21 protein-coding genes are annotated in these 22,796 nt (G+C 62.1%); 16 read left to right on the top strand and 5 right to left on the bottom strand.

The features are described from left to right. The first annotated feature begins 108 nt into the window (after positions 1 to 108). From BTN82_RS20880 to BTN82_RS20860, 5 genes are all read left to right on the top strand, one after another. Positions 109 to 1,284, top strand: a complete 1,176-nt coding sequence (locus tag BTN82_RS20880) for a DegT/DnrJ/EryC1/StrS family aminotransferase (protein ID WP_075121368.1) — start codon at positions 109 to 111, stop codon at positions 1,282 to 1,284. 165 nt (positions 1,285 to 1,449) lie between these two features. Continuing rightward, the gene (locus BTN82_RS20875) at positions 1,450 to 3,444 is read left to right on the top strand and encodes a polysaccharide biosynthesis protein (RefSeq protein WP_075121000.1); all 1,995 of its coding nucleotides are present in this window, start codon (positions 1,450 to 1,452) and stop codon (positions 3,442 to 3,444) included. A gap of 253 nt (positions 3,445 to 3,697) precedes the next feature. Then, a complete protein-coding gene (locus BTN82_RS20870) occupies positions 3,698 to 4,720 on the top strand; it encodes an MraY family glycosyltransferase (protein ID WP_075120999.1) in 1,023 nt (340 codons plus the stop codon). A 123-nt stretch (positions 4,721 to 4,843) separates the two neighbouring features. After that, entirely contained in the window at positions 4,844 to 5,188 is a 345-nt protein-coding gene (locus BTN82_RS20865; RefSeq protein WP_075120998.1) for a ComEA family DNA-binding protein, read from the top strand. Between the two features lie 223 nt (positions 5,189 to 5,411). Then, a complete protein-coding gene (locus tag BTN82_RS20860) occupies positions 5,412 to 6,206 on the top strand; it encodes an SDR family NAD(P)-dependent oxidoreductase (protein ID WP_075120997.1) in 795 nt (264 codons plus the stop codon). Positions 6,207 to 6,234: 28 nt separating this feature from the next. Here the strand turns inward: BTN82_RS20860 and BTN82_RS20855 are convergent, their stop codons facing one another. Next, positions 6,235 to 6,801, bottom strand: a complete 567-nt coding sequence (locus tag BTN82_RS20855) for a TetR/AcrR family transcriptional regulator (RefSeq protein WP_075120996.1) — start codon at positions 6,799 to 6,801, stop codon at positions 6,235 to 6,237. A 181-nt stretch (positions 6,802 to 6,982) separates the two neighbouring features. Between BTN82_RS20855 and BTN82_RS20850 the strand changes: the two genes are divergently transcribed. Next, positions 6,983 to 7,636, top strand: coding sequence for a GntR family transcriptional regulator (locus BTN82_RS20850; RefSeq protein ID WP_075121367.1), 654 nt, complete (start codon positions 6,983 to 6,985; stop codon positions 7,634 to 7,636). 15 nt (positions 7,637 to 7,651) lie between these two features. Next, the gene (locus BTN82_RS20845; RefSeq protein WP_075120995.1) at positions 7,652 to 8,503 is read left to right on the top strand and encodes an urea carboxylase-associated family protein; all 852 of its coding nucleotides are present in this window, start codon (positions 7,652 to 7,654) and stop codon (positions 8,501 to 8,503) included. A gap of 67 nt (positions 8,504 to 8,570) precedes the next feature. Here BTN82_RS20845 and BTN82_RS20840 read toward each other — a convergent pair whose 3' ends face one another. Then, a complete protein-coding gene (locus BTN82_RS20840; RefSeq protein WP_075120994.1) occupies positions 8,571 to 8,738 on the bottom strand; it encodes a DUF2897 family protein in 168 nt (55 codons plus the stop codon). A 140-nt stretch (positions 8,739 to 8,878) separates the two neighbouring features. Further along, on the bottom strand, positions 8,879 to 10,267 hold the full coding sequence (eat, locus tag BTN82_RS20835; protein WP_075120993.1) for an ethanolamine permease: 1,389 nt from the start codon (positions 10,265 to 10,267) through the stop codon (positions 8,879 to 8,881). Positions 10,268 to 10,606: 339 nt separating this feature from the next. On the opposite strand from eat, the gene kdpF reads away from it, so the two are divergent. The 6 genes from kdpF (at position 10,607) to BTN82_RS20805 (ending at position 18,822) form a co-directional block, all read left to right on the top strand. Then, positions 10,607 to 10,696, top strand: coding sequence for a K(+)-transporting ATPase subunit F (kdpF, locus tag BTN82_RS20830; RefSeq protein WP_007899818.1), 90 nt, complete (start codon positions 10,607 to 10,609; stop codon positions 10,694 to 10,696). Positions 10,697 to 10,704: 8 nt separating this feature from the next. After that, on the top strand, positions 10,705 to 12,414 hold the full coding sequence (kdpA, locus tag BTN82_RS20825) for a potassium-transporting ATPase subunit KdpA (RefSeq protein WP_075120992.1): 1,710 nt from the start codon (positions 10,705 to 10,707) through the stop codon (positions 12,412 to 12,414). Positions 12,415 to 12,424: 10 nt separating this feature from the next. Continuing rightward, a complete protein-coding gene (gene kdpB / locus BTN82_RS20820) occupies positions 12,425 to 14,524 on the top strand; it encodes a potassium-transporting ATPase subunit KdpB (protein ID WP_075121366.1) in 2,100 nt (699 codons plus the stop codon). Between the two features lie 128 nt (positions 14,525 to 14,652). Next, complete coding sequence (gene kdpC, locus BTN82_RS20815) at positions 14,653 to 15,207, top strand: potassium-transporting ATPase subunit KdpC (protein ID WP_075121365.1); 555 nt, start codon at positions 14,653 to 14,655, stop codon at positions 15,205 to 15,207. A gap of 154 nt (positions 15,208 to 15,361) precedes the next feature. Next, the gene (locus BTN82_RS20810) at positions 15,362 to 18,013 is read left to right on the top strand and encodes a sensor histidine kinase (RefSeq protein ID WP_075120991.1); all 2,652 of its coding nucleotides are present in this window, start codon (positions 15,362 to 15,364) and stop codon (positions 18,011 to 18,013) included. A gap of 113 nt (positions 18,014 to 18,126) precedes the next feature. After that, the gene (locus BTN82_RS20805; RefSeq protein WP_075120990.1) at positions 18,127 to 18,822 is read left to right on the top strand and encodes a response regulator; all 696 of its coding nucleotides are present in this window, start codon (positions 18,127 to 18,129) and stop codon (positions 18,820 to 18,822) included. Between the two features lie 126 nt (positions 18,823 to 18,948). Here the strand turns inward: BTN82_RS20805 and BTN82_RS20800 are convergent, their stop codons facing one another. Further along, on the bottom strand, positions 18,949 to 19,989 hold the full coding sequence (locus tag BTN82_RS20800; RefSeq protein ID WP_075120989.1) for a patatin-like phospholipase family protein: 1,041 nt from the start codon (positions 19,987 to 19,989) through the stop codon (positions 18,949 to 18,951). A 241-nt stretch (positions 19,990 to 20,230) separates the two neighbouring features. Here BTN82_RS20800 and BTN82_RS20795 point away from each other — a divergent pair, with 241 nt between their 5' ends. The 3 genes from BTN82_RS20795 to BTN82_RS20785 all read left to right on the top strand — a co-directional run bounded on the left by BTN82_RS20795 (position 20,231) and on the right by BTN82_RS20785 (position 22,326). Continuing rightward, positions 20,231 to 20,509 carry a hypothetical protein gene (locus BTN82_RS20795; protein WP_075120988.1) on the top strand — a complete coding sequence of 93 codons (279 nt, stop codon included), beginning with the start codon at positions 20,231 to 20,233 and terminating at the stop codon, positions 20,507 to 20,509. Positions 20,510 to 20,653: 144 nt separating this feature from the next. After that, on the top strand, positions 20,654 to 21,421 hold the full coding sequence (locus BTN82_RS20790; protein WP_075120987.1) for a CHAD domain-containing protein: 768 nt from the start codon (positions 20,654 to 20,656) through the stop codon (positions 21,419 to 21,421). Between the two features lie 107 nt (positions 21,422 to 21,528). Beyond that, a complete protein-coding gene (locus tag BTN82_RS20785) occupies positions 21,529 to 22,326 on the top strand; it encodes an acyl-CoA thioesterase (protein ID WP_075120986.1) in 798 nt (265 codons plus the stop codon). 8 nt (positions 22,327 to 22,334) lie between these two features. Here the strand turns inward: BTN82_RS20785 and BTN82_RS20780 are convergent, their stop codons facing one another. Then, positions 22,335 to 22,697: an Mpo1-like protein gene (locus tag BTN82_RS20780; RefSeq protein WP_075120985.1), complete on the bottom strand. Its 363-nt coding sequence runs from the start codon at positions 22,695 to 22,697 to the stop codon at positions 22,335 to 22,337. Positions 22,698 to 22,796 lie beyond the last annotated feature (99 nt).

The raw sequence follows: 22,796 nt of genomic DNA, 5'->3' as shown, positions 1-22,796 counted from the left end.
TTTGCTGCGGCGCTCGTGAATGCTGATGCGATGCCCAGGCTTTTTGTAGACAGCAGGAGCTCAGTGAGAGCTCTCCATATTTCGAATGAAAACTGACAGGTATTGGTTGTGTTGAATTCACCTTTTTCTCCCTGGCCTTCTTTCTCCGACGAAGAGGCTGATGCTGTACGTGATGTGATCCTGTCCAATAAAGTCAATTACTGGACCGGCACCCAAGGACGTGAGTTCGAAAAGGAATTCGCGGCATGGGCGGGCACTCAATACGCCATTGCGCTAGCCAACGGCACGGTCGCCCTGGACCTGGCCCTTAAGGCCCTGGGGATTGGCGCGGGTGATGAAGTCATCGTTACCTCGCGTACGTTCCTGGCGTCGGTGTCGAGTATCGTCAATGCCGGAGCGGTTCCGGTTTTCGCCGATGTGGATCGCGACTCGCAGAACTTCACTGCGCAGACCATTCGCGCGGTGATGACTCCACGCACTCGTGCGGTCATTTGCGTGCACCTGGCCGGCTGGCCATGCGATATGGACCCGATCATGGCCCTGGCGCAGGAATTCGATTTCAAGGTGATCGAAGACTGTGCCCAGGCCCATGGCGCCTGGTACAAGGGGCGTCCGGTCGGCTCGATCGGTCATGTCGGCGCCTGGTCTTTCTGTCAGGACAAAATCATGACCACGGGTGGCGAGGGCGGCATGGTCACCACCAATGATCGTCAGTTGTGGGCGGATATGTGGGCCTTCAAGGATCACGGCAAAAGCTGGGAAGCTGTTTATGAGCGTGAGCATCCTCCGGGATTTCGCTGGGTGCACGAAAGCTTCGGCACCAACTGGAGAATGCTGGAAGTCCAGGCTGTGATTGGCCGGATTCAGCTCAAGCGCATGGCTGATTGGCAGGCCAGCCGTCTGGCGAATTCGCAGCAGATCTGGGAGTGCGCTCGCCAGCTCAATGGCCTGCGCACACCGGCCATACCTGAAGGCAGCGTGCACGCGGCCTATAAGTGCTACGTCTTCGTCGAGCCTCAACAACTCAAGGACGGCTGGGACAGGGATCGTATCCTCGCGGAGATTACGGCGCGGCAAGTCCCGGTCTATTCCGGCTCCTGTTCCGAGGTCTATCTGGAAAAGGCCTTTGATAACACTGAGTGGCGCCCCGCAACCCGCTTGCCGATCGCTCGGGAGCTGGGCGAAACCAGCCTGATGTTCCTGGTACACCCTACGCTGAAGGCTGCTGAAATCGAGAAAACGTGCTCGGTGCTCAAAGAGGTCATGCAACTGGCCGTGCGCTGACAATCAGCGCAGATTTGTGCAGAGGCGCGTTTTCGCCCCTGCACAAAAGATTTGTTTGCCGGACGGTAAAAGCGGGCTGGTGTGTTGTCATAAAATGGAACTTCTCGGGATCACCCAGCGTGGCACCAGATATATTTCAGGAGTAATAGAGGTGTTCAAGGTGTTATGGATAAGTTGAGAGCCTTTTTACTGGGATTAACGCGTCGGCAGAAGCGCGCCTTTCAGGTAGTGACTGACGTTGTTCTTGTTTGGTTTGCTCTCTGGATGGCCTTTGTCGTTCGTTTAGGCGTTGATGATCTGGTCAATCCCTTTGCCGATTACCTCTGGTTATTTTTGAGTGCCACTGTTGTCGCCATTCCGTTGTTCATCCGTTTTGGCATGTACCGTGCGGTCATGCGTTATTTCGGCAACGATGCGCTGATAACCATCATCAAGGCCGTCAGTCTGTCGGCGTTGATACTTGCTCTGATTGTGTATTGGAGCAGCAGCCGTCAGCCGCTGGTCCCCAGGTCGATCATTTTTAATTACTGGTGGTTGAGCCTGGTGATGATTGGCGGCTTGCGCCTGGCGATGCGTCAATATTTTCTGGGCGACTGGTTCACGGCGGCGCAACATGTTCCCTTCACCAGTCGGGATGATGGCCTGCCGAAGGTAGCCATTTACGGTGCTGGGGCGGCCGGCAACCAGTTGGTCGCGGCTTTGCGGATGGGCCGCCTGATGCGTCCGGTGGCGTTCATCGACGACGACAGCAATATTGCCGAGCGAGTGATTTCCGGACTGCATGTCTATAAGCCCAAGCATATTCAGCAAATGCTCGATGCGACCGGCGCGCAACAAATCCTGCTGGCCATTCCCTCTGCGAACCGGACCAGGCGCCGAGAGATCCTGAGTTTCCTCGAAGGTTTCGGCCTGCATGTGCAAAGTGTGCCGGGCTTCATGGATCTGGCGAGCGGGCGGGTCAAGGTCGATGATATTCAGGAGGTCGATATCGCCGACCTGCTGGGGCGCGATTCGGTCCCTCCTCAGGAAGAACTGCTCGAGCATTGCATCAAGGAACAATCGGTCCTGATCACGGGAGCGGGTGGTTCGATCGGCTCGGAACTGTGTCGGCAGATCCTTGCGTTGCGCCCGACCACGATGCTGCTCTATGAGCACAGTGAGTTCAATCTCTACAGCATCCTGCAGGAACTCGAGCAGCGCATCGTGCGTGAGTCGCTGTCGGTGAAGCTGTTGCCGATCCTTGGTTCCGTGCGCAATCAGGAAAAATTGCTCGACATCATGCAAACCTGGCACGTGGATACGGTGTATCACGCCGCAGCCTACAAGCATGTCCCCATGGTCGAGCACAATATCGCTGAAGGCCTGATGAACAATGTGATAGGCACATTGAGTACGGCACAGGCCGCTCTTCGGGCGAATGTCGCGAACTTCGTGTTGATTTCAACGGATAAGGCAGTACGCCCGACGAATGTCATGGGCAGTACCAAGCGCCTGGCTGAGATGACCCTGCAGGCCCTGAGCCGTGAAGTGGCGCCGGTTTTGTTCGGGGAGCATGCCAATGTTTCCCGGGTGAATAAAACCCGCTTTACCATGGTGCGTTTCGGCAATGTGCTGGGCTCTTCAGGTTCAGTCATTCCGTTGTTTCACAAGCAGATTAAGTCGGGCGGGCCACTGACGGTCACCCACCCGCGCATCACGCGTTATTTCATGACCATCCCGGAGGCCGCTCAACTGGTGATTCAGGCAGGTTCCATGGGGCAGGGCGGCGATGTGTTTGTGCTGGATATGGGCGAACCGGTGCGGATCGTCGAACTGGCCGAGAAGATGGTTCACCTGTCCGGGTTGAGCCTGCGCTCCGAAAAGAACCCCCATGGCGATATCGCTGTTGAATTCACCGGGCTGCGTCCGGGCGAAAAGCTCTACGAAGAACTGTTGATCGGTGACAATGTCGTGGCGACCCAGCACCCGATGATCATGAGTGCCAACGAAGACTATCTGCCGTGGGAAGTACTGAAGGCCAGGTTGGGCGAATTACTGCTGGCTGTCGACCAGGACGATTATTCGAGGGTCCGACAACTGTTGCGTGACACCGTGAGTGGCTACACTCCGGACAGCGAGATCGTCGACTGGATTTATCAGCAGCGTCGGCTCGAGCCCTAAGTTGTACGAGATAGACCCCTCGGAGTTCCAGGACTGCTGCCTGGTACCGAGGGGCGTTACCGCAGAACGAACGCTGTTGGATGGCCAGCGTTCTGATGCATTTGTAAATGTTCTGCTCTGCAACTACAAAAATAAAAACACAATGAAGTGGTCAGCCGGGACCGCGTGATGGTTCCAGACTTCGCTGCCACGACATGCCGTTGGAGTCGACACCTTGAACTCTCAAGCATCGTCTGACCTTTGGTTTCCCTGGATGGGGTTGCTGTGGTCGCTACCGATCATTGCCGTTCTCTCGCTGGGGGTGACTGGAGCTTTTCTTCGTTATGCGCTGACCCACAGGCTGATGGAGATTCCAAACGCTCGTAGTTCCCATTCCATTCCTACGCCGCGCAGTGGCGGAGTAGGGATCGTCCTGACTTTCCTTATTGCCTTGCCTCTGGCCGGAACGCTTGGAGTCATCAGCTCCAGCCTGGTCTGGAGCCTGTCAGGCGCCGGCGCCGGCATCGCCTTGCTTGGGTTCATCGATGATCACCGGCCCATCGCGGCCCGCTGGCGCTTGCTGGGACATTTTGCCGGCAGCCTCTGGGCCCTGTTCTGGCTGGGAGGCTTGCCGCCGCTCGAGGTGTTCGGGACGATCCTGGACCTTGGCTGGATAGGGCATGGGCTGGCCGTGATCTATCTGGTCTGGATGTTGAATCTCTACAATTTCATGGATGGTATCGACGGGATCGCCAGTGTCGAGGCGGTGACCTCTTGCCTGGGCATCTGTCTGATCTATTGGGTCTCAGGATATGACGACCTGATCTGGCCGCCCTTGCTGCTCGCCACCTGCGCATTGGGTTTTCTTTATTGGAACTTCCCGCCGGCGAAAATCTTCATGGGGGATATCGGCAGCGGATTCCTGGGCATTGTGCTGGGTATTCTTTCGCTGCAGGCCGCCTGGAAAAACGCCGATTTTCTCTGGGTGTGGTGCATTTTGCTTGGGGTGTTCATCGTTGATGCGACCTTTACCCTGCTCCGGCGTTTTTTCCGTGGCGAGCGCATCTACGAGGCTCACCGCAGCCACGGTTATCAGTTCGCTTCACGCCAACTGGGAAGCCATGTTCCAGTGACCTTGGGCGTTGCGATGATCAATCTGCTCTGGCTGTTACCCATCGGTCTGTGCGTCGCGTTGCAGAAGCTTGATGGGGCGCTGGGAGTGATCGTGGCCTATGTGCCCCTGCTCATTCTGGCGCTGAAATACCGCGCCGGTGCGTCGGAGCAGCGAGCAGCTTGAGAGGCTCGACTATTACATGATCTGTAAATAATCCATTTTTGACAGTGCATCCCCATGGCCTAAGTTTGAGGAGCAGCTTCGGAAAAGCTGCTTCTCAATCAACGATGTCATGGAGTGTCATTTATGCGTGCAAGTTATTTCCATTCTTTGCTTCTGGCCTTGCTGACCAGTGTCTCCGTCAGCGTAGTTGCGGCTCCCTCGGCTCCTGCGGCAAAGCCGGCGCTGGCGGACGCGCACTCGACTGCGCCTGTAGTGGCTGCGCCGAAAACGCCAATGGTCGACCTCAATAGCGCTGATGCCGCGACTCTGCAGCGAGAACTGTCGGGAGTCGGTCAGGTGAAAGCCAAGGCAATTGTTGCATATCGTGAAGCTAATGGAGCTTTCTCGTCGGTGGACGAACTGCTGGAGGTCAAGGGAATCGGCAAGGCGATTCTGGAAAGCAACCGTGAAAAATTGAAGGTCAACTAAGGCTTCAATTCATCCACAAGGCCGGTCATTTGACCGGCCTTTTTTTCTGGCTAGCGGCACGCCAACACGCTTAGCGCAGGTTGCGCCATTCGATATTTTCTATCGCGCCGATAAAATTATGATCGTAATATTTTATTGAATTATGACTATAATCAAATCGCTTCCCAAGCAGCGTACCGATTCCTTGTCGTCCACTTCTCAAGCACTTTTCTGGAGAGTTGTTATGAATTCGATTTCGCCCAAGGGCCTGGCACTTGTTACCGGTGCTTCATCCGGTATCGGTGCGGTTTACGCCGAGCGTCTGGCTGCTCGTGGTTACGATCTGTTGCTGGTTGCCCGAGACGAGCAGCGTCTACAAGTGGCCGCCGCCCGTTTGCAGGCTGCGTACAAGGTCCAGGTTGAAGTATTGAAGGCCGACCTGACACTCAAGGCCGATGTGTTGAAGGTCGAGCAGCGTTTGCGTGCCGACTCGAAGATCAGCCTGTTGCTGAACAACGCGGGCATCGCGGCGGACGGCAGCCTGGCTGTTGCCGACACCGAGCAGTTGGAGTCGATGATCCAGCTCAATGTGGTTGCGCTCACTCGCCTGGCGGCTGCGGCGGCTGCCCGCTTTTCGCTGGAAGGAAGAGGGACGATCATCAACATCGCTTCGGTGGTGGCGTTGATTCCCGAGCGCTTCAATGCGACCTACAGCGCGACCAAGGCGTATGTCCTGAGCCTGACCCAATCGCTCGCTGCAGAGTTGAACGGCAAAGGCGTACAGGTGCAGGCCGTATTGCCAGGGGTGACTCGTACCGAGATCTGGGAGCGCGCGGGCATCGATGCCCGTGGGATTCCGCCCGAGATGGTCATGGAGGCCACTGAGATGGTGGACGCGGCGCTGGCTGGCTTCGATCAAGGGGAGTTGATCACTATCCCTTCGCTGCCCGACGCGGCCGATTGGGAGGCCTTCGTGGCTGCACGTTTTGCCCTTGGACCGAATCTGTCGAAAAGCAGCGCCGCCGCCCGTTACAAGTAGCAATGCCGACGCAGGATGGGGCCAGGGATTATCTTGGTGGCTCATCCTGCTTTTTCAAATGCCCGCGGGTGACTTCCAGTATCCGCTTGGCCAGGTCCGGGTCCTCGACGCTGCGCGACAGCATCAGGGCCCCGACCAGGGTCGACATGATCACCAGGCCCTGATCGCTGACGTTGTCTCCTTCGAGGCTGGCCTCTACCTGGGACAGCCGGGCATTGAGCACCGCGTCGGTGGTGGGGCTGGCTTGTCCGCGCAGGCCCAGTTCCGAAGACATGGTGGGCAGGGGGCAACCCTGGCCGGGGGAAGTCTGATGCCATTCGGACAGATAGCTGTCGATAAAGGCGTGCAGTGGCTGTTCCTGGGCAAACAGCGTGGCGCAGTGGGTATCGAGTTCCGCGGCGGCGGCCTGCAAGGCTTTTTCGACCAGCTCATCCTTGGATTTGAAGTGCGAGTAGAAGCCGCCATGGGTCAGCCCCAGCGCTTTCATCAGTGGTTGCAGGCCTGTCGCGCCGATGCCGTCTCGTCGAAAGCGTTCGGCAGCTTCCTTGATGATGCGTTGATGGGTTTGGGCTTTATGGTCTTGCGAATAACGCATCGGGAAGGTCTCCACAACGAGGAAACCATTTTAACCAAGGTGGCGGGAGGGTGGCTGGACTTTTGAACCTTCTCTCGTTCACGCCTTGGCAAAGCCGTGGTCCAGCCCTCGGCTCGAAGATTGGCATGAATAGTGATTATTGGATATCAATGGATTGTTCAACAATCACAAGGCGATATTCATGAGCAGCGCATTGTCCCTGGCCGATCAGATCACCCTTGAATTGCGCGCCGATATCATCGGCGGTCGCCTGCTGCCGGGCATAGCCCTGGTGGAAAACGATCTGGTGGCTGCCTACAACGCCTCGCGCAATACCATTCGCGAGGCCCTGCATCGTCTCGGGCAGGAAGGGCTGGCCCGCTATACACGCCATAAGGGCGTGACCGTGCGCCGGTTGGGGATCGCTGACGTACGCGATCTGTTTCAGGTGCGACGTACCCTGGAATTGCAGGCCGTCGCCTCCAGCAAGCCGCTGCGCGAATACCAGTCCGATCGCATGCTCGAGGCCCTGGAGGCCAGCGAACTGGCACGCGAGCGCGAGGATTGGCGAGCGGTGGGCACCCACAGCCTGGCGTTTCATCAGCACATCGTCGGTTTGATGCACAGCCCCTTGTTTGATGAGTTCTTCACTAACGTCGTGGCGCAGATGCGCCTGGTGTTTTGCGCGGCCCCCGACGAACAGCGTTTTCAGGCGCCCTGGCTGGCTCGGGACCGGCAGATCCACGATTTGCTCGCCGATGGCGACAAGCGCGCCGCCGGCGAAACCCTGGGCATTTACCTGGACGACTCCGAGCGCCTGCTGCTCGACATCCTCAACCATTCTTCCTGCCACTGATCGAGGGTTCAAACCATGTACAAAGACTATCCCGCGGCTTATCAGGTCAGCAAAGGCTCGGCCCTGCAGGTGGACACGGCCTTTTACGAACGGGTTCGCGATACGCCGCATGGGCGTAGGCTGATCGAGCAGTTCGAGGTACCGATTCGCACCGGACGGGCCTGGCATGTGCCGGCTGGGCATGTGTTTCGGGTGACCACGCCGGCCGGCCCGCAGGTGGGGGATTTCAATGTCTGGAACGCCAACGATCCGCGGGAGCGGCTGTGGGCGGCCCGTACCCGACAGTTGCAGGGCGCGCACGTCAGTACCCACGATCGCTTGTGGTCGAACCTGCCGTTCCTACGGCCGCTGGTGACCATCACCGATGACAGCCTGGCCGGTTATGGCATCGATGAGCACGGTGGGCGTTTGCACGATCTGCTCGGTACGCGCTGCGACCCTTATGTGAACAGGATGCTCACGGGGGAAGACTTTCATCACCATTGCCACTCCAACCTGACGCGCGCGGTCCTGCCCCATGGCCTGACCGAGTTCGATGTGCATGACGTGCTGAACATCTTTCAGTGCACAGGGCTCAATCATGACGACATGTATTTCATGAAGGCTTGCCCCGCGCAGAAGGGCGACTACCTGGAGTTCTTTGCTGAAATCGACCTGCTGTGTGCGTTGTCGACCTGCCCGGGCGGTGATCTGTCGCTGCCCATGTGGGGGCCGGACGCTCAGGACCCGCTCAGCGTCTGTCGGCCGCTGGGCGTGGAAATCTACCGGCTCGACGCGGCGCTGCTCGACGGCTGGAGCCAGCCTGAACGCGCCGCCTACAAGGGTCAGCACGGCCTGCATATTGCCAAGGCGGCGTGGGAAAAGTAACGCCGCAAGCCCCTAAAAAAGCCCCGCCACTTCATGAGTGGCAGGGCTGTTGAATCGGATGATCCGCTCAGCGGTTTTGCGCGTCCTTGGCGTCTGCTTCCGCGTTGCGTTCGGCAACGCGTTTGCGTTGTTCGTCGGTCAGTTCCACCTTGTTGGCGGTATCGCGCAGCATCATCAAACCGCCAATGATCGAGCCGATTGCAACGACCAGAATCAACCAGGCATACCAGGGCATAGGACTCTCCTTGAGGGCATACCGGCGGGCGAGGGGTTCGTCCGCCAGTTGCCATACCACTTCGAGTGACAGCGTTTGGCAGTGGTTCCATTGTAGGCCCTGCAGGCTTTTTCGTATCAGCTCCTTGTCGCCGCCGAAGGTTATGCGGCAGAGGCATCGTCCCCCATCAGCCCGGTCAGCATGGCGTCCGCCGGCGCAGCGGCGCGTAGCTGTGCGGTCAACTGGAAGTAGATGAAACCGGCCGCCATGAAACCGAGGAAGATCAGGCCGATCAGGCTATTGAACCAAGCCATGGCCACCAGGCAGACCACGGCCAGCACCAGGGCGATGGCCGGCACCAGCGGATAGCCGGGCGCGCGGAAGGTGCGCTCCAGGAGCGGTTCGGCCTTACGCAGCTTGAACAGGCTGAGCATGCTCATGATGTACATCACGATGGCGCCGAATACGGCCATGGTGATCATTGCCGCGGTCAGGGTCATGCCACCCAGGTTGATCAGCCCATCGCTGTAAATCGCCGCGATACCGATCAGGCCGCCGGCGATGATGGCGCGGTGCGGGGTCTGGAAGCGCGACAGCTTGGCCAGCGAGGCCGGCAGATAGCCGGCGCGAGCGAGGGCGAAGAACTGCCGCGAGTAGCCAAGGATGATGCCGTGGAAGCTCGCGACCAGGCCGAACAGACCGATCCAGACCAACATGTGCAGCCAGCCGGAGTTGTCCCCGACCACGGCTTTCATCGCCTGGGGCAGCGGGTCGTTGATGTTCGCCAGGGTGCGCCAGTCGCCCACGCCGCCGGCGAAGAACATCACCCCCATGGCCAGCAACACCAGGGTCAGGATGCCGCTGATATAGGCCTTGGGAATGGTGCGCTTCGGGTCCTTGGCTTCTTCGGCGGCCATGGCCGCGCCTTCGATGGCGAGGAAGAACCAGATCGCGAACGGAATGGCGGCGAACATCCCGGCAATCGCCGGCGCGCCGAAGGTGTCCGAGCCTGCCCAGCCATTGAGGGCGAAGCGGCTGAAGCTGAAGGCCGGCGCGACTACGCCCATGAACACCAGCAGTTCGGCCACCGCCAATACGCAGACCACCAGCTCGAAGGTGGCGGCGAGCTTGACCCCGAGGATGTTCAGGCCCATGAACACCAGGTAGGCGCCGACGGCTGCGTGTTTCGGGTCCAGGGCCGGGAACTGCACGTTCAGATAGGCACCGATCGCCAGGGCAATGGCCGGTGGGGCGAAGACGAATTCGATCAGGGTCGCCAGTCCGGCGATCAGCCCGCCTTTTTCACCGAACGCCCGGCGGCTATAGGCGAAGGGCCCGCCGGCATGAGGAATGGCGGTCGTCAGTTCGGTGAAGCTGAAGATGAAACAGGTGTACATCGCCGCGACCATCAGCGAGGTCAGCAGAAAGCCCAGGGTGCCGGCGACGCCCCAGCCGTAACTCCAGCCGAAGTATTCCCCGGAGATCACCAGCCCCACCGCGATTCCCCATAAATGCAGCGTGCCCAGCGTTGGTTTGAGTTGTGTGTTCATGCGTGGCTCCGAACGGAATGAAGTGCTCGAAGGCGTTGTGCAGCGCTCATGCCAGCCAGGGAAGGGGTGTCGTAAAGGACCCAAAGCTGTCGTATCGGGAATGTTTGCGATTATTTCGCGAGCAAGGGATCTCGCAATGGTGCACGAGCGTGCCACAAGGGGGCGGTGCTGCCCGCCCGGGCAGCCCTGCCAAGGCTCGCCGCCTCCGCGTAAACCCCGCGTAAAGCCATTCTTTACGCTTTCTTTATGCACCGCCCACTCCCTCGATCTCGTTCCTTTACAGCTTCCCTGCGGACAATGCTCCTACACGCGGCGATTGCCGTACCACGGAGAGATTCCATGAGCGTTCTGGACGGGGTGTCCCTGCTGCTGGCAGTGGGACTGTTCATCTATCTACTGGTTGCGCTGTTGCGCGCGGACCGGAACTAGGAGCGGCTATGCACAGTTATGACTATTGGCTGATCCTCGGCTTCTTTGCCTTGGTGCTGCTGCCCGCGCCGTTCCTGGGGCGGTTCTACTACAAGGTGATGGAGGGCCAGCGCACCTGGCTGACGCCAGTGCTGGGGCCGGTCGAGCGTGCCTGCTACCGGCTTTCGGGCGTCGATGCGCAAAGCGAACAGAGCTGGCAGAAGTACACCCTGGCCTTGCTCGCGTTCAACCTGGCCGGTTTTCTGCTGCTGTTCGCCATTCTGTTGTTCCAGGACCATTTGCCGCTCAACCCGCAGAACCTGCCGGGGCAGGAGTGGACGCTGGCGTTCAACACCGCTGTCAGCTTCATGACCAACACCAACTGGCAGGCCTACAGCGGCGAGGCCTCGCTGAGCTACCTGAGCCAGATGGCCGGCCTGACCGTGCAAAACTTCGTCAGCGCCGCCACCGGGCTGGCCGTTCTGGTCGCCCTGTGCCGCGGCATTGGTCGGCGTTCCGCGCAGACCCTGGGCAACTTCTGGGTCGACATGACCCGCGCCACGCTCTATGGCCTGCTGCCGCTGTGCCTGCTGCTGGCGTTGTTCCTGGTCTGGCAGGGCGTGCCGCAGACGTTCGCCAACTATGTCCATGCCGTGACCCTGCAGGGCGTCGACCAGGTGATTCCGCTGGGCCCGGCGGCCAGCCAGATCGCCATCAAGCAATTGGGCACCAACGGCGGCGGCTTCTTTGGCGTCAATTCGGCGCACCCGTTCGAGAACCCGACGGCTTGGAGCAACCTGTTCGAAGTGGCGTCGATCATCCTGATTCCGGTGGCCCTGGTGTTCACCTTCGGCCACTACGTCAAGGACCTGCGCCAGAGCCGGGCGATCATCGCCTGCATGCTGGCGCTGTTCCTGATCGGCGGCGCGACCTCGCTGTGGGCCGAGTACCAGCCCAACCCGGCCCTGGACAACGTCGCGGTCGAGCAGACCGCGCCGCTCGAAGGCAAGGAAGCGCGGTTCGGCACCACCGCCACCGTGCTCTGGTCGGTGACCACCACCGCGGCCTCCAACGGCTCGGTCAACGGCATGCATGACAGCCTCAATCCGCTGAGCGGCATGGTCGCGCTGATCAACATGATGGTCGGCGAAGTGATCTTCGGCGGCGTCGGCGCGGGTCTCTACGGCATGTTGCTGAACGTGCTGATCGCGGTGTTCCTCGCCGGCCTGATGATCGGGCGTACCCCGGAATACCTGGGCAAGAAGCTCCAGGCCAAGGAAGTGCAGTTGCTGGTGGTGACCCTGATGGTGATGCCGGTCGGCGTGCTGGTGCTGAGCGCCATCGCCGCCAGCCTGCCGGGGCCGGTGGCTGCTGTGAGCAACCCTGGCGCCCATGGTTTCAGCCAGTTGCTGTACGCCTACACCTCGGCCAGCGCCAACAACGGTTCGGCCTTTGCCGGATTCGGTGCCAACACGCCGTTCCACAACCTGATGCTGGGCCTGGGCATGCTGATCGGTCGTTTCGGCTACATCCTGCCGGTGCTGGCGCTGGCCGGTAGCCTGGCGTTGAAAAAGACCGCGCCGATCGGCCAGAACAGCTTCCCGACCCATGGTCCGCTGTTCGTCACGCTGCTGACCGTGACCATTTTGCTGGTGGGCGGCCTGACCTTTCTGCCGACCCTGGCGCTGGGCCCGATTGCCGAACACTTGAGCATGGCTGCCTTTGGAATGAAGGGCTGAGGACTTAATGATGAATATGCATGTTCCTGCCTCCAAGAAGGCAGCAACCGATACCGCGGGTGACCAGAACGCCGCGGTCAAGCACGGTGCTGGCGAGCAACCTAAAACCTCGATCGCGGCCCTGTGGCGTCCGGCGCTGGTGCAGGCCTTCGTCAAACTCGACCCGCGCCAGCTGCAGCGCTCGCCGGTGATGTTGGTGGTCGAGCTGACGGCGATCTTGACCACGGTACTGTGCTTCGTGCCGGATACCGCGGTGCCGACTTTCGTCGCTGCGCAGATCGCCCTCTGGCTGTGGTTCACGGTGCTGTTCGCCAACTTCGCCGAAGCCTTGGCCGAAGGTCGCGGCAAGGCCCGCGCCGACAGCCTCAAGGCCGGTAGCGAAGGCTTGAGCGCGCGGTTGAAAAAGGTCGACGGCAGCTTCCAGGTGATCCCGGCCGCGAATCTGCGCAAAGGCGATGTGGTGCGCGTCGAAGCGGGGGAAATGATCCCTGGCGACGGCGAGGTCATCGAGGGCATTGCGGCGGTCAACGAAGCGGCGATCACCGGCGAGTCGGCCCCGGTCATCCGCGAGTCCGGTGGCGACCGCTCGGCAGTGACCGGCAACACACGCCTGGTGTCCGACTGGTTGCTGGTGCGCATTACCAGCAATCCCGGCGAGTCGACCCTCGATCGCATGATCGCGCTGGTGGAGGGCGCCAAGCGCCAGAAGACGCCGAACGAGGTGGCCCTGGACATCCTGCTGATCGGCCTGACGCTGATCTTCCTGATGGTGGTCGTGACCCTGCAACCGTTCGCCCACTTTGCCAATGGCAGCCTGCCGCTGGTGTTCCTGGTGGCGCTGCTGGTGACCCTGATTCCGACCACCATCGGCGGCTTGCTGTCGGCCATCGGGATTGCCGGGATGGATCGCCTGGTGCGGCTGAACGTGATCGCCAAATCCGGTCGCGCCGTGGAAGCGGCGGGCGACGTGCATGTCCTGCTGCTGGACAAGACCGGCACCATCACTTTCGGTAACCGTCGTTGCGCGGCCATCCACGCGGCGCCTGGCGTCACCAACCCGGAAATGGCCGAGGCCACCTTGTTGGCTTCGCTGGCGGACGACACCGCGGAAGGCAAATCCATCGTCGAATACCTGCGCGGACTTTATCCACAGCCCGAGCCGGCCGCCGATGTATTGACCGCCGTGCCGTTCACTGCCGAGACCCGTTTGTCTGGTGTCGACTATCAGGGGCGGATCTATCGCAAGGGCGCGGTGGATTCGGTGCTGGCTTTCGTCGGGTTGCAACGCGGCGATCTGGCGCCGGCGCTATCGCGGGAGATCGACAAGATCGCCCAGAGCGGCGGCACGCCGTTGCTGGTCTGCGCCGAGGGCAAGTTGTTGGGCGCCATCCACCTCAAGGACGTGGTCAAGCCGGGGATCCGCGAGCGTTTCGCCGAGCTGCGCAAGCTGGGGATCCGCACGGTGATGGTGACCGGCGACAACCCGCTGACCGCCGCCGCCATTGCCGCTGAGGCCGGGGTGGATGACGTGTTGGCCGAAGCCACGCCGGAGAAGAAACTGGCGCGCATTCGCCACGAACAGAACGACGGCCGCCTGGTCGCCATGTGCGGCGACGGCGCCAACGACGCGCCGGCGCTGGCCCAGGCCGACGTCGGCATGGCGATGAACGACGGCACCCAGGCGGCGCGTGAGGCGGCGAACATGGTCGACCTCGACAGCGACCCGACCAAGCTGCTGGACGTGGTGCAGATCGGCAAGGAATTGCTGGTGACCCGTGGCGCCCTGACCACCTTCTCCATCGCCAACGACGTGGCCAAGTACTTCGCGATCCTGCCGGCGCTGTTCGCGGCGATTTATCCACAGCTGGGCGTACTCAACGTCATGCAATTGAGCAGTCCGCAGAGCGCGATCCTGTCGGCGATCGTGTTCAACGCCCTGATCATCGTGGTGTTGATCCCGCTGGCCTTGCGTGGGGTGCGGGTACAGGCGGCCAGTGCGGCCCATTTGCTGCGCCGCAACCTGCTGATCTATGGCGTGGGCGGGATCGTGGTGCCGTTCGTGGGCATCAAGCTGATCGACATGCTGCTGACCGCTCTGCACCTGGCGTAACCGCATCCCTGTATGTAGGAGCGAGCTCGCGATAGGCCCGACGCAGTGCGTCAGGTTCGACGCCTCGCGAGCAAGCTCGCTCCTACAGGGGACATGATGGTTTTGTTAACCGAATCGAGGATTTGATGATGTCCACTGTATTGCGTCCGGCCTTGAGCCTGATTGTCTTGATGACCCTGATTACCGGCGTGGCTTATCCGCTGGTGGTCACTGGCGTGGCCCAGGTGGCCTTTCCCGAGCAGGCCAATGGCAGCCTGGTGCAGGATGCCGAGGGCAAGGTCCGTGGTTCGGCCCTGATCGCCCAGGAGTTCAGCGGCGATGCCTGGTTCCACTCGCGACCATCGGCCGGGGCGTTCGCCACCGTGTCCAGCGGGGCGAGCAACCTCGCGCCGAGCAATCCGGCCCTGGCGACCCGTGTGATCGACGATGCCAACAAGCTGGCGGTGCCCGGACAAGGCGCGGTGCCGTTGGCGCTGCTGACGACTTCGGGCAGTGGCCTGGACCCGCACTTGCCTCCGGCGGCGATTAACTATCAACTGGCGCGGGTCGCGGCGGCGCGCAACCTGCCGGTCGCCACCTTGCAGCAACTGGTGTCGGCGCATACCGAGCAGCCTCTGGTGGGGCCGGCGGTGGTGAATGTGCTGGCCCTGAACATGGCGCTGGAAAAACTCGCCGTGAACTGACTGCTATAACCGTTGGCGCAGCCTGCGATCGGCTGCGCGGCGGCTGTAAGATCAGGCGCCGCGGAGCGCCTCTACTGGGTTGGCGGTCGGTCGCCGCCGTTGTCAGCGGCTAGATTGCAGATGAGATGTCTTTTGAGTTCAGAGAGAAAAATGCATGAGTGATTCCGGCCGCGCCGACGCATTGTTAGCTGACCTGCCCCATGACGGCCGCGGCCGGCTCAAGGTTTTCCTCGGCGCCGCTCCGGGTGTCGGCAAGACCTACGCCATGCTGCAGGCGGCGCACACGCAATTGCGCCAGGGGGTGAAGGTCCTGGCCGGGGTGGTGGAAACCCACGGCCGGGCCGAGACCGAAGCCTTGCTCGGCGGCTTGCCGCAACAGCCCCTGGTGCGTTCCGAGTACCGCGGGGTGATGCTCGAAGAGATGGACCTCGACGGCCTGCTCAAGGCCAGGCCCAAGCTGGTGTTGGTGGACGAACTGGCCCACACCAATGCCCCGGGCAGCCGGCACGCCAAGCGCTGGCAGGATATTCAGGAGTTGCTGGCGGCCGGCATCGATGTCTTCACCACGGTCAACGTGCAGCACCTGGAAAGCCTCAACGACCAGGTCCGCGGCATTACCGGCGTGCAGGTTCGCGAAACCCTGCCCGACTGGGTGCTGCAGGAAGCCTACGAATTGCTCCTGGTGGACCTGCCGCCGCGAGAGCTGCTGGAGCGCTTGCGCGAAGGCAAGGTGTACGTGCCGGAGCAGGCCCGGGCGGCGATCGATGCCTTCTTCACCCAGACCAACCTTACTGCCCTGCGCGAGCTGGCGATGCAGGCCGCGGCGGCGCAAGTGGATGACGACCTGGCCCAGGGATATCGCAAGCTTGGACAGGCCGCGCCGGCGGTGCGGGGGCGGCTCCTGGTCGGCGTCGACGGCGACGCCCAGGCCGAACGCCTGGTGCGCCACGCCAGCCACGTCGCCAGGCGCCGGCACCTGCCCTGGAGCCTGGTGCATGTGGACGATGGCCGGGTGCCCGACGAGCAATCCCGCCAGCGTCTGCAAAGCGCCCAGCAACTGGCCGAGCGGCTGGGCGGCGAAGTGGTTCTGCTGCGGGCCGGCGAAGTGGCGAAGACCCTGATCCAGCATGCCGCGGAGCGGCGTGCCAGCCTGGTGCTGGTGGGGCAGTCACGCAAGCGCCTGCGCCGTCGTCTGTTCGGCGGTGGCCTGGCGGCCCGCCTGTTGCGTAATGCCGAGGGCCTGGAGATCAACGTGCTCGACAGCGAGGACGAGCCCGGGCAACCGCGCCTGCGAGCCGAGCGCTCGCTGGTCTGGTTCGATTATGCCTTGGCGGTGCTGGCCACGGTCCTGGCCTCCGGGCTGTCGTGGGCGGTCGCGAGCGTATTGCCGTTGCCGAACATTTCGCTGGTGTTCCTGGCCGCGGTGCTGCTGGTGGCGGTGCGCAGCAGCCTCGGCCCGGCGCTGGTCTGCGCGGCCTTGTCGTTCCTGACGTACGACTTCCTGTTCATTCCACCGAACTTTTCCTTCGCCATCCAGCGCGAGGAGGACGTGCTGACGCTTTTGTTCTTCCTGTTGATGGCGGCCTTGACCGGCAACTTGGCGGCCCGTCAGCGGCGCCAGCTGCAGGCCCTGCGCGATACCCAGGAAGAAACCAGCGAGCTGCTGGACCTGTCGCGCAAACTCACGGCGGCGACCGACCGGCAGGCGGTGGTCAGCGCCGCGGCGCAGCATCTGGACGGCTGGAAGGAGTTGCAATTGTGCCTGCTCGACCGCGACGGGCAGGGCGGCTGGAAGGTCGAGACGGGCGGGCCGCTGCAGTTCTCCGAATCCGAGCGGGCCGCCGCCGACTGGGCCTGGCAACACGACCAGCCGGCGGGGATGGGCACCGGGACGCTGCCGTTCGGGCGTTGGTGGTGGTGGCCGTTATCCGTCGACGAGGGCCCGCTGGGGTTGCTCGGGGTGTGCCCGAAGGAAGGCGAGGAGTTGAGTGCCCAGCGTCGTCGCTTGTTGAGCGCCTTGAGCCAGCCCCTGGCCCAGGCTCTGGCCCGGGCGCAATTGGCCAAGGACCTGGAAGCGGCGCGCCTGCACGGCGAAACCGAACAATTGCGCAGCGCGCTGCTGGCGTCGGTGTCCCATGACCTGCGCACGCCGCTGACCTCGATGCGCGGCAGCATCGACAGCCTGCTGGCGCTGGGGGAAGCGATTCCGCTGGCGGATCGTCGCGAGTTGCTCGAAGGCACGCGGGACGAGGCCGAGCGCCTGGATCGCTACATCCAGAATCTGCTGGACATGACCCGCCTCGGGCACGGGTCGCTGAAGCTGGCGCGGGACTGGGTGGCGCCAGCCGACATCGTCGGCAGCGCGCTGAATCGCCTGCGGGTGGTGCTGGCGCCGCTGCAGGTCAGCACCGAGCTACCGACCGAACTGCCGCTGCTTTACGTGCATGCGGCGCTGATCGAACAGGCGCTGATCAATGTGCTGGAAAACGCCGCACGCTTTTCGCCGGTCCGCGGCCGCTTGCAACTCAGTGTCGATACCCGCGATAACGAACTGCTGTTTGCGGTGAGCGACGAGGGTCCGGGGATTCCACTGGAAGACCGGCCGCGGATTTTCGATATGTTCTACACCGCTGCTCGCGGCGATCGCGGCGGGCAGGGCACCGGGCTGGGGCTGGCGATCTGTCAGGGCATGGTCGGCGCCCATGGCGGGCGGATCACGGTGGGCGAGGGCATAGAGGGTCGCGGCACCTGCATCACTCTGTGCCTGCCGTTGCAGGCGCAACCCGAGCTTGAAGGAGAAGCCTGAGTGTCGGTGCTGCGCGTCAATCCAATGAGGCCAGGAGGGCCATATATGTTCCAGGCGATCCACGCTGCCGTCTGCGCTACTCTTGCGCGACCTATTTGTCTTGAACCCAAACCATGAGCCAGACCGCGACCATCCTGGTCATCGACGACGAACCGCAGATCCGTAAATTCCTGCGTATCAGCCTGGCCTCCCAGGGCTACAGGGTGCTCGAGGCCGGCACCGGCAACGAGGGCCTGGCCCAGGCGGCGTTGAACAAGCCGGACCTGTTGGTGCTCGACCTCGGCCTGCCGGACATGGACGGCCAACAGGTGCTGCGCGAGTTTCGCGAATGGTCGAGCGTCCCGGTGCTGGTGTTGTCGGTGCGGGCCAGCGAAGGGCAGAAGGTCGAAGCGCTGGATGGCGGGGCCAACGACTACGTGACCAAGCCTTTCGGCATCCAGGAGTTCCTCGCGCGGATCCGTGCGTTGCTGCGCCAGGCGCCGGCCGGCGAGGCGCAGGAGGCGGCCTTGAACTTCGGCCCGCTGACCGTGGACCTGGCGTATCGGCGGGTCTTGCTCGACGGTGCCGAAGTCGCGCTGACCCGCAAGGAATACGCGGTGTTGGCGCAATTGGCGCGGCACCCGGGGCGGGTGATTACCCAGCAGCAACTGCTCAAGGATATCTGGGGCCCCACGCACACCGAGGACAGCCACTACCTGCGGATCGTGGTCGGGCACCTGCGACAGAAACTGGCGGACGACCCGACCCGACCGCGTTTTATCCTGACCGAGGCCGGGGTGGGCTACCGCTTGCTGGGCGCCGAGGAGTGAAGAGGCGAGGCACCTGGTATGCCTCTATCGCGAGCAGGCTCGCTGCTACCGTGACGGTAGTGCTGTCACGTTCCCTGTAGGAGCGAGCTTGCTCGCGATAGCAATAGTGGGTTCGCCACGCCCCCTTCAGTTCAACTCGCTCTCATAGCGGTCCAGCGTGTCGCTGGCAATCTCCCGCCCCAGTGCGATCAGCTCCGGCGCCTTGTAGAACTCGAAGAAACGGCACACTCGCTTGGGCACGTTGATCAGAATGTCCGGCGGGTAGCCGGCGATCTTGTACTGCGCCAGCGAGGTTTGCATCACCTCGAAACTCTGGTTGATCAGGTCCAGCAGGGACGCAGGGCCGACGTTGTCGATAATGAACGAACCGGTGGCCGACTTCGGCGCGCCATCGGCCTCCGGAGCCGCGGCCGGTTGCTGTGCCTCGGGCTCCGCGGAGTCGATCCAGGCATTGCCGATGTCGGCCGCCTCGCTGCGCAAGGCTTCCTGCTCGAGCAGCAACAGTTGTTCGGCTTGCTTGCGGCGAAAGGGCAGGTGCGAGCCCAGTGAGTTGATCAGGCTGTCGAAGCGGCTCTTGAACGCGGCAGGGCGCTGGATGACCGGCAACTGATAGCGGCGCTGGTTGGTCGAGTTGAGGTTGACGGCGATGATCAGGTCGCAGTGGCTGGAGACCACCGGCACGATCGGTAGCGGATTGAGCAGGCCGCCATCCACCAGCATGCGGTTGCCTTGCATGACCGGGGTGAACAGGCTGGGAATCGCCGCCGAAGCGCGCATGGCCTGATGCAGGCAGCCTTCCTGGAACCAGATTTCCTGCTGGTTGGTCAGGTCGGTGGCCACCGCGGTGTACGGAATGCGCAGGTCTTCGATATTGATTTCGCCGACGATCTTGCGGATCTGGCCGAACACCTTTTCCCCGCGTATCGCCCCCAGGCGAAAGCTGACGTCCACCAGTCGCAGCACATCCAGGTAGTCGAGGCTTTCGATCCAGCTGCGATAGTCGTCCAGCTTGCCGGCGGCGTAGATGCCACCGACCACCGCCCCCATGGAGCAGCCTGCGATGCAGGCAATGTCGTAACCGCGTTTTTCGATTTCCTCGATCACCCCGATGTGGGCGTAACCCCGGGCGCCACCAGAGCCCAGGACCAGTGCAACACGCTTCTTCATGACTCGATCCTTCGCCAGACAGATCCGCACAATGCACCCATCGAGGGTCGGGGTTCAATCTCTGACTGCCGGCGCGACCTTTGGCCGAAGGGATTTTTCCAATACGCTGCGGCATAGCGTTATGCTCGCGCGGCTATATTTTCCCTGGACGGATCAAGGCACTTTTTGCGGTGGCGATCGTCTTACCGCTACGACTGTTCTTATTGTTCACGACTGTTTTCCCTATCTTGAGGTGTCATTGATGAAAGCCTGGATCTGTCTGCCGTTGATTGCATTGGTACTCGCTGGTTGTGCCGGCAAGACCGCCTACCGCGACAGCTGCGGCACGCAACTGGATGCGGCCTGGCACGAGCTGGACCTGGCCAAGGCCGAAGGTTTTGCCGGCACCGTGAGCTACTCCAAGGCCCTGTCGCTGTTGACCGGTGCCAAGACCCAGCAGCAGTTCGAAGCTTTCGAGGGCTGCACCAAGAAGGCCGAGAAGGCCCGTTTCTATATTCGTGAGTCGCGTGCCGGCCGCTGATCGCCATCGCGCGGTTTACCGCTAGACTGAAGAACGCTCTTCAGTTTCCGCCTCGCCGGTGTCGTGATCGCGCCTGCCAGGCATGCCAGGGCCCGGCTGCAGTCTTTGTGCTGCAGGCCGGGTCATTCGTTTTGGGAGTCAATGATGTCTGCCTTGGTCAATCGGTTGGTGGCACAGGTGTTGGGGTTGGAGGTGCGCTTGCTGGCGTGCCAGGCACGATTGCAGGCGGTGACCGATGCCGAGGCGCTACATGATCTGCGCACCACGGTACGGCGCTTGCGCAGCTTGTTGCGGGCGTTGCGCGGGTTGCCAGGGGTCGAGCAACTGGAAGCCGCTGCTTCGGCGGTCGGGCAATTGACGACGCCATTGCGCGACCGTGAGGTCCTGGCCGCGTATCTGCATCAGTATGCCTACCACTCTGCCGCGCAACGTCGCACCGCGGGGTTGGCGGACGAGTATCGGAAGGTGGCGGCGGGGGCCGAGCTCAAGCAATTGTTGCTGGTGCTCGATGCGTTTCCGCGGTTCCTGCGGGCGGCGCAGCGCCAGGAGCTGTTGCACGATTTGTCCAAGCGTATCGAAAAGCGTCTGGCCAAGCAGTGGCGGGCACTGGATCAGGCGCTGCACGATCCCGCCCATGACCGGCACCGCTTGCGTCTGCTGATCAAGCGGGTGCGTTACGCCGCCGAGGCCTACCCCGAGCTTGCCGCGCTGTCGCCCAAGGCGGTTTCTGGCTTGAAGGCTGCCCAGGGCGCGTTGGGTGACTGGCATGACTGTTGGCAATGGCTGGCCCAGGCTGAGTCGCAGGCGGATCTGTTGCCTTGCGTTCCGGTTTGGCACGCCACCATGCACAAAGCCGAAGGGCGGGCCGATCGAAGTCTCGACAAACTGAGCGCTGCCTGCTTTCGCCGCTGAAAAGCGGCTGGCGGCTTATCTGTCAGCTTTTTTGGCGGGAATAAGTGCTTTACGGTCATGCGTTGCTGGTTAAGATCCTCGAATCGTTTTTTTGATCAGAGGTTCTCATGCGCTTTTGCGATTTGCTCGATGCTGTACGCAGCAGTCCGTTGGAGCTGTCTATCCCGGCCGAGTGGGCGCAGGGGCGTGCCTGTTTCGGCGGCTTGGTAGCGGCTTTGCAGTATGAGGCCATGCGCGCCAAGGTTCCTGCCGAGCGTCCGGTGCGTTCGCTGGCGATCACCTTTGTGGGGCCGGTCACCCCCGATGTGCCGATCCGTTTCGAGGTCGACGTGCTGCGCGAGGGCAAGGCGGTCAGCCAAGTGCTGGGCCGTGCGGTGCAGGACGGCCAGGTGGTGACTCTGGTGCAGGGCAGCTTTGGCGCGTCTCGCTCCTCCGCGGTGACGGTCGACGCCGAGGAGGCACCTGCCATGAAACACTGGGACGAGTGCCCGGAGCTGCCTTACGTTGCGGGGGTAATGCCGGAATTCATGCGCCATCTGGCGATGCGCTGGGGCATCGGCGGCATGCCGTTCAGCGGCAACAAGTCGCGGGACATGGGCGGTTGGGTGCGCCTGCGTGGCGACGTCAAGGAAGAGCCGGTGACCGAGGCGCATATCCTGGCGCTGGTGGACGCCTGGCCGCCGGCCCTGTTACCCCACCTGACCAGCCCGGCACCCGGCAGTACGCTGACCTGGACCATCGAATTCGTGCAGCCGCTGCTGGCGCTGAGCACCCTGGACTGGTGCAAGTATCGGGTGAACATCGAACATGCCCGCGACGGTTATGGGCATGCGGCCGCGGCACTCTGGAGTGCGGACGGCCGGTTGATCGCCCTGAGCCGCCAGACGGTCACCATCTTCGGCTGAAAGCACTCTCAGTGCCGGTGGCGTTCCCGCCAGGCACGCCACCAGGCGCCGCTGAGCACGAAGCGTGGAAAGGTCACGAACTGTTCCACCAGCAGGCGCTGGACCGCATCTTTACGGTCGCTGAACGGTTCGGCGGCCTGTGCTTCCAGGCTATGGCCGTGACGCTGCAGGCCCAGCGCGGCCAGCAGGCCGACCACACCGATGGCGATGTTGGCGAAGCTCAAGCCGAACACCCCCGATACCAGCAACAGAAAACCGACGATGAACAGTGGCACGGCGATCAGGTGCAACACCAGATTGGTCGGGTTGCGGTGGTTATGCGGGTAGGCGCGCCATTGCCAGGCGGGGAGGTTGGGGTGACGTTTGCCCATGACGATGATCCTTGATTCATAGAAACCGATGCGTGAAGGATAGGCCGCACGCGGTTCCTCGGCGAATCAAGGCTGGCTATCAGGGCGATAGGTCCGTGA

The sequence above is a fragment of the Pseudomonas chlororaphis genome (genome assembly GCF_001921865.1).
Classification (GTDB): Bacteria; Pseudomonadota; Gammaproteobacteria; order Pseudomonadales; family Pseudomonadaceae; genus Aquipseudomonas; species Aquipseudomonas chlororaphis_D.
Note: the sequence above shows the minus strand (reverse complement) of the source record. Positions and strands in the feature narration are given on the sequence as shown.

Bases quoted from the DNA above. Each gene is read 5' to 3' on its own strand.
- BTN82_RS20800 (WP_075120989.1), bottom strand. From the start codon at position 19,989: ATGAAGAAGCGTGTTGCACTGGTCCTGGGCTCTGGTGGCGCCCGGGGT.
- BTN82_RS20795 (WP_075120988.1), top strand. From the start codon at position 20,231: ATGAAAGCCTGGATCTGTCTGCCGTTGATTGCATTGGTACTCGCTGGT.
- BTN82_RS20860 (WP_075120997.1), top strand. From the start codon at position 5,412: ATGAATTCGATTTCGCCCAAGGGCCTGGCACTTGTTACCGGTGCTTCA.
- kdpC (WP_075121365.1), top strand. From the start codon at position 14,653: ATGTCCACTGTATTGCGTCCGGCCTTGAGCCTGATTGTCTTGATGACC.
- BTN82_RS20780 (WP_075120985.1), bottom strand. From the start codon at position 22,697: ATGGGCAAACGTCACCCCAACCTCCCCGCCTGGCAATGGCGCGCCTAC.
- eat (WP_075120993.1), bottom strand. From the start codon at position 10,267: ATGAACACACAACTCAAACCAACGCTGGGCACGCTGCATTTATGGGGA.
- BTN82_RS20805 (WP_075120990.1), top strand. From the start codon at position 18,127: ATGAGCCAGACCGCGACCATCCTGGTCATCGACGACGAACCGCAGATC.
- BTN82_RS20870 (WP_075120999.1), top strand. From the start codon at position 3,698: ATGGGGTTGCTGTGGTCGCTACCGATCATTGCCGTTCTCTCGCTGGGG.
- BTN82_RS20865 (WP_075120998.1), top strand. From the start codon at position 4,844: ATGCGTGCAAGTTATTTCCATTCTTTGCTTCTGGCCTTGCTGACCAGT.
- BTN82_RS20840 (WP_075120994.1), bottom strand. From the start codon at position 8,738: ATGCCCTGGTATGCCTGGTTGATTCTGGTCGTTGCAATCGGCTCGATC.
- BTN82_RS20790 (WP_075120987.1), top strand. From the start codon at position 20,654: ATGTCTGCCTTGGTCAATCGGTTGGTGGCACAGGTGTTGGGGTTGGAG.
- BTN82_RS20855 (WP_075120996.1), bottom strand. From the start codon at position 6,801: ATGCGTTATTCGCAAGACCATAAAGCCCAAACCCATCAACGCATCATC.
- kdpF (WP_007899818.1), top strand. From the start codon at position 10,607: ATGAGCGTTCTGGACGGGGTGTCCCTGCTGCTGGCAGTGGGACTGTTC.
- BTN82_RS20845 (WP_075120995.1), top strand. From the start codon at position 7,652: ATGTACAAAGACTATCCCGCGGCTTATCAGGTCAGCAAAGGCTCGGCC.
- BTN82_RS20850 (WP_075121367.1), top strand. From the start codon at position 6,983: ATGAGCAGCGCATTGTCCCTGGCCGATCAGATCACCCTTGAATTGCGC.
- kdpA (WP_075120992.1), top strand. From the start codon at position 10,705: ATGCACAGTTATGACTATTGGCTGATCCTCGGCTTCTTTGCCTTGGTG.
- kdpB (WP_075121366.1), top strand. From the start codon at position 12,425: ATGAATATGCATGTTCCTGCCTCCAAGAAGGCAGCAACCGATACCGCG.
- BTN82_RS20810 (WP_075120991.1), top strand. From the start codon at position 15,362: ATGAGTGATTCCGGCCGCGCCGACGCATTGTTAGCTGACCTGCCCCAT.
- BTN82_RS20875 (WP_075121000.1), top strand. From the start codon at position 1,450: ATGGATAAGTTGAGAGCCTTTTTACTGGGATTAACGCGTCGGCAGAAG.
- BTN82_RS20785 (WP_075120986.1), top strand. From the start codon at position 21,529: ATGCGCTTTTGCGATTTGCTCGATGCTGTACGCAGCAGTCCGTTGGAG.